The organism is Inquilinus sp. (assembly GCF_039594555.1).
In the GTDB taxonomy this organism is placed as follows: domain Bacteria; phylum Pseudomonadota; class Alphaproteobacteria; order DSM-16000; family Inquilinaceae; genus Inquilinus.
The window spans coordinates 1-5,430 of sequence record NZ_JBCNNF010000453.1; the positions used below are offsets into that span (position 1 = coordinate 1).

5 protein-coding genes and 1 pseudogene are annotated in these 5,430 nt (G+C 71.8%); 2 read left to right on the plus strand and 4 right to left on the minus strand.

Annotation, left to right across the window (positions count from 1 at the left end; all coding sequences use genetic code 11):
- Window positions 1–1,153: histidine kinase dimerization/phosphoacceptor domain -containing protein (locus tag ABDW35_RS31420; RefSeq protein WP_343717780.1), on the plus strand; the 1,153-nt coding region annotated here is incomplete at its 5' end.
- Between the two features lie 9 nt (window positions 1,154–1,162).
- Here the strand turns inward: ABDW35_RS31420 and ABDW35_RS31425 are convergent.
- Both ABDW35_RS31425 and ABDW35_RS31430 read right to left on the minus strand, forming a co-directional pair.
- The gene (locus ABDW35_RS31425; RefSeq protein ID WP_343717781.1) at window positions 1,163–2,035 is read right to left on the minus strand and encodes a hypothetical protein; all 873 of its coding nucleotides are present in this window, start codon (window positions 2,033–2,035) and stop codon (window positions 1,163–1,165) included.
- Window positions 2,036–2,140: 105 nt separating this feature from the next.
- The gene (locus tag ABDW35_RS31430) at window positions 2,141–3,022 is read right to left on the minus strand and encodes a LysR family transcriptional regulator (RefSeq protein ID WP_343717782.1); all 882 of its coding nucleotides are present in this window, start codon (window positions 3,020–3,022) and stop codon (window positions 2,141–2,143) included.
- A 104-nt stretch (window positions 3,023–3,126) separates the two neighbouring features.
- Here ABDW35_RS31430 and ABDW35_RS31435 point away from each other — a divergent pair, with 104 nt between their 5' ends.
- Window positions 3,127–4,062: an AEC family transporter gene (locus ABDW35_RS31435; RefSeq protein WP_343717783.1), complete on the plus strand. Its 936-nt coding sequence runs from the start codon at window positions 3,127–3,129 to the stop codon at window positions 4,060–4,062.
- Between the two features lie 4 nt (window positions 4,063–4,066).
- Here the strand turns inward: ABDW35_RS31435 and ABDW35_RS31440 are convergent, their stop codons facing one another.
- Window positions 4,067–5,104 (minus strand): histone deacetylase family protein, encoded by a 1,038-nt coding sequence (locus tag ABDW35_RS31440; protein ID WP_343717784.1) that lies wholly within the window; start codon window positions 5,102–5,104, stop codon window positions 4,067–4,069.
- A gap of 70 nt (window positions 5,105–5,174) precedes the next feature.
- A pseudogene (locus ABDW35_RS31445) lies at window positions 5,175–5,430 on the minus strand (hypothetical protein); the annotation flags it as partial.

The window sequence follows — 5,430 nt, forward strand, 5'->3', positions numbered from 1 at the left end:
GGCCTCGGCCATCAACATCGACACCGAATCGCGCAACGCCGTGATCATGATCACCGACCGCGCCGGGGTGGTGATGTCGCGCCTGCCCGGGCCGGACGCGCCCTGGGTCGGCAAGCAGCTGCCGAATAAGTTCCTCGACCTGCTGGGCTCGCCCCAGGCCGGGTCGGTCACCAGCGGCGCGATTGACAGCACGATGCGGATCTACGGCTATGTGCCGATGCGGTCGGAGGAGCTGGACCTGTTCGTGCTGGTCGGCATCGACCGGGCGGCGGCCTTCGCCACCATCGACGCCGCGACCCATCGCGGCATCGCCCTGATCGTCGCCGGCCTGCTGGTCTCGCTCGCCGCCGCCGGCATCGGCGGCCGGCTGTTCCTGCTGCGCCCGATCGACCGGCTGCTGGCCGCGACGCGCGACTGGCAGCAGGGCCGGGTCGAGGCCCGGGTCCGGCTGCGCCACGGCCGCGACGAGTTCGGGCGCCTCGCCACCGCCTTCGACGCGATGGCCGACAGGATCGAGCAGAACCTGAAGCAGAAGGACCTGCTGCTGCGCGAGATCAACCACCGGGTGATGAACAGCTTCCAGCTGCTGTCCAGCCTGTTCGGCCTGCAGGCGCGGCGGGCGCAGAGCCCGGAGGCCAAGCACGCCCTGGCCGAGGCGAATGACCGGATCCAGGCGCTGGCCATCGTCCATCGGCGGCTCTACGCCAATGTCTCGGTCGACCGGGTCGAGGTGAAGGAGTACCTGACCGGGCTGTGCGAGGACTTGTCGCGGGCGCTGCTGCCGGAGAATGGCGGCGTCTCGATCATCGCCGAGGTGGCGCCGGCCGAGCTGCCGCCGTCGCGCATCGTGCCGCTGGGCCTGATCGTCAACGAGCTGGTCACCAACGCGGTGAAATACGCCTTCCCCGACCGCCGCGAGGGCAAGGTGTGGATCCGCTTCCAGCCGCGGGCCGAGGGCGGCTGGCGGCTGGAGATCGCCGACAACGGCGTCGGCCTGCCGCAGGGCAAGATGCCGGCGAATGGCAGCGGCCTCGGCATGATGGTGCTGCAGGCTCAGGTGCGGCAGCTCGACGCCGCCATCGACATCGACAGCGGCCCCGGCGGCGCCCGCTTCACCATCGACATCCCGCCGCCGCACGACCCGGAGGCGTGACGGGCCGGCTCAATCGTCGAGCGCGGTGCTTCGCTCCAGCGCCTTCCCGGTCGCTTCGGCCAGCCGCGACGCCAGCGCCTCGGCCCGGTCGATCCCGAGCGCGGTGGTGATCACGAGCCGCTTCTCCGGCCAGGCCGGGATGGCGGTCGCGCAATGCATGTAGAGAGTGGCGCCGCCGGAGCCGCGGGCCGGCAGCAGGTGCAGCAGCTCGAAGCGCAAGACCTGGACGATGGGGACGACATAGAGCTCATCCCAGCCGAAGATCAGGTGGCCGCCGCCGGGCGATAGGCCGATGCGGCCGGCGAAGCGCGCGGGATCGGCGTCGGGGCCCCGGGTGAATTCCAGCGCGTATTCGGGCGCGTCGCTGCCGGCGATGCGCAGCTCGCCCTCGGCCAGGCGCCCGACCTCCTCGAACCCGTCCAGGCCGGCCTGCTCCTCGGGCGTCACCGGCGGCCGGTAGCCGGTGCATATCGTCAGATGGCAGGTGACGGCGAGCCGCGGCTCGCGCTCATGCGCCCGGTTCTGCAGGCCGGGGTGCTGCAGCTCGGGCGGCCAGCAGGTCAGCTCGATGATCGAGAGCCCGTCCTGCCAGCGCCAGCCGCGTGTGTTCGAGACGCCGGAAGGCCGGCCGGGGCCGAGCCGCGCCGAGAGGGCCGCCGCGGCGATGTCCAGGTTGCGGAGCGCATCCCCGGACTGATGCACGTACCCGATCAGATAAATCGGCGGCAGCCAGGGCGCGAAGCGGGGAACGGGCCGGAATCCGATCGGCCGCATCAGTCCGGGAACCAGCGGCTGCGCCGTGTCCAGCAGCACGATCTCATCGTCGTACCAGGGATCCCGCCGGACGCCGTGCCGGCCCATCAGCTCCGCCCGCGAGGCCATGGGATCGCCGCGGCATCGAGCAGCGCGAGGATGGGATTGGCGGTCATGCCGGTGAGGATGCGTCACCGGCCGCGGGCCGGCAACGGGAGGCGAAGGCTTGGGCTATCACCCTGCCGCAACGCCGGCCGTCGCCAGGAAGGTCTTCAGCGCCGGGTTCAGGTTGCCCGCCCGCCAGGCGATGACGTGGTCGATCACCGGCGCGTCCTGCAGCGGCCGGAACAGCACGCCGGCGACGCCCATCGCGCTCATGCATTCCGGCACCAGGGCGAGGCCCAGTTCCTCCGCCACCAGCTGGACGATGGTCTGCTGCATCTGCGTCTCCAGCCGGATCACGGGCTGGAACCCGGCGCTGCGGCAGTAGCGGGCGATGGCGTCGCGCAGGGTCGGCGACACCTCGGGCGGCGTCGCGATCAGCGGCTGCCCCTCCAGGTCGCGGGCGTCGAGCCGGTCCCGCGCGGCCAGCGGATGCCCGGCGGGCAGGGCGGCGCACAGGCTCTCGCTGTGCACCGGCCAGGTCTCCAGCCCGCGCACCGGCCCTGGCGGGAACAGGATGCCGACGTCGAAGCGTCCGGCCAGCACGTCGTCGACCAGCCCGGCCGGCATCGCCTCGCGCAGCGTCAGCTCGATCTCGGGATAGGCGGTGACGTATAGCCGGGTCAGGCTCGGCACCACGGTGAAGGCGGCGTGCATCATGAAGCCGACCGACAGCTCGCCCAGTTCCCCCCGCTCGGCCAGCACCGCGTTGCGGCAGGCCTGGTCGAAGGCGGCCAGCACGGTCCGCGAATCCTCCAGGAAGCGGCGGCCGGCCCGGGTCAGCGCCGCCTGGCGCGAATGGCGCTGCAGCAGCGTCACGCCCAACTCCCGCTCCAGCGCCGCAATTTGCCGGCTCAGCGGCGGCTGGGTCAGGTGCAGCCGCTCGGCGGCGCGGCCGAAATGCAGCGTCTCGGCCAGCGCCACGAAATAGCGCATCTGGCGGATGTCGATCATGGGATACCGTTTCGGTATTGATCCGGCCGCCACTATGCATTGGATTGCATCGCCCGGTCAGCCGATATGGAGGGATCCCCCCGTCCGTCGCGCCGGTCCCGCCGATGCTGTCCCCCTTCCTGGTCGTGCTGCCGATCTTCGCCCTGATCTTCGCCGGCTGGCTGGCGCGGCGGACCGGCGTGCTCGGCCCCAACGCGACCACCGAGCTGAACCGCTTCGTGGTCTGGCTGGCGCTGCCGGCGCTGCTGTTCGACATCATGGCGCACACCAGCTGGGCCGATCTCTGGCAGCCCGGCTTCATCGCCGTGTTCGGGCTCAGCAGCGCCGCGGTGTTCGTCCTGACCATCGCCATCCGGCTGCGCGGCGCCCGGCACCTGGCCGATGCGGCGATCGACGGCCTCAACGCCGGCTACGCCAACACCGGCTTCCTCGGCTTCCCGCTGGCGCTGGCGGTGCTGGGCACCGATTCGCTGGTGCCGACGACCATCGCGTCGATCATCACCGTCTGCGTCGTCTTCGCCGTGGCGATCGTGCTGATCGAGGTCGGGCTGCAGACCGAGGCGCGCCGGGCGCATCTGGTGGCGAAGATCCTGAAGTCGCTGGCGCGCAACCCGCTGCTGGTGGCGCCGGCCCTCGGCGCGCTGGTGCCGCTGTCCGGCCTCGACGTGCCGGCCCCGGCCGAATCCTTCCTCAAGCTGCTGGGCGGCGCCTCCTCACCCTGCGCCCTGGTCGCGCTCGGCCTGTTCCTGGCCGAGCCGCGCGGGACCGGCGAGCGCGACGGCGCTGCCACCACGCTGCTGGTGGTGTTCAAGCTGGCGCTGCAGCCGGCGGTGGCCTGGGGGCTGGCGATGCTGTTCGGCCTGCCGCCCGTCCTGGCCCACACCGCCGTGCTGCTGGCCGCGCTGCCGACCGGCACCGGCCCCTTCATGCTGGCCGAGTTCTACCGGCGCGAGGCGGCGGTGACGGCCAAGGTGATCCTGGTCTCGACCGTCGTCTCGCTGGCCACCGTCTCCGGCTACCTCGCCGTCGCCGCCGGTTGACGGCTCAGCGTGCCGCCGCCTCCAGCGCCTGCAGGAGGTTGGAGACGTTGACGCCCAGCGCGTCGACGGCGTAGCCGCCCTCCATCACCGTCAGGGTCGGCACCCCCAGGCCGCGGCCCAGGATCTCGCCCATCCGGGTGAAGTCGTCGCTGTTCAGCTTGAACTGCGAGATCGGGTCCTCATGGAAGGTGTCGGCGCCGAAGGACAGCACCACGGCATCGGCGCCGTAGTCGCGGATCCGCGCCAAAGCGGCGTCCAGCGCCTCGCGGTAGCGGTCCCAGGTGGTGCCGAAGGGCATCGGCAGGTTGAGATTGAAGCCCTCGCCGGCGCCTCCGCCGCGCTCCTCGGCATAGCCGAGATAATAGGGATACTCGACATTCGGGTCGGCGTGCAGCGACACGAACAGCACGTCGTCGCGGCCGTAGAAGATCTCCTGCGTGCCGTTGCCGTGGTGATAGTCGATGTCCAGCACCGCGACGCGGGCGGCGCCGTTGTCACGGAACCATTGCGCCGCCACCGCGGCGTTGTTGAAGAAGCAGTAGCCGCAATAGACGTCGGTCGAGGCGTGGTGCCCCGGCGGCCGGCACAGCGAGAACACCGGCTTGCCGTCGGCCGCCACCAGCTTCGCCCCCGTCAGGGCGACGTCGACCGAGCTCAGCGCCGCGCGCCAGGTGCCGGCGGTGATCGGCGTGCCGCAGTCGCTGGCGTAGTAGCCGAGCTTGCCCTCGATCGAGCCGGGCACGACCTGGCGCATGTTGCGCACGGCCCAGTTGGTCGGCAGCGCGTCGATCTCGCCATGCGCGGCCATCCACTCGTCCCAGGCGGTCTCCAGGAAGCGGATGAAATGGGGGGCGTGCACCCGGGCGATCGGGTCGGTGCCGAAGCGCTCCGGCGCCCGCACCTCGCCCAGGCCGACGGATTTGATTCGGGCCAGGATGGTCTCGGCGCGCTCGGGCTTCTCCACCACCGGGATGAAGTGGCCGCCGGTCAGCTCCACCTTGCCGTGCTGCAGCCGGTGGTCCTCGGAATAGATCGTCAGCATCGCGTCCCTGCTCGTTCGGTGTTGCCGGCGACACTAGCGGATGCGCGGCCGGCCCGGAACGGGGGACGCGCTATTCCGGCCGGCCGGCAGTCTCGGCCGGGGGCGCGTCGGGCACCGGCGGTTCGGTCGCCGCGACGGGCGGCGGTGCGGCCCGCCGGGCGCGGCGCTGGCGCAGGCGCCGGCGGACCCAGGCGGCGATCTCCGACAGGTTCTGGAACACCGGCAGCTTCGGCTGGGCGCCGCGGCTCGGCTCCAGCGCCAGCCCGACCTCGGTGACCTCGTTCTCGTCGTCGACGGCGCGGACGATCAGCTCGACCCCGCCGACC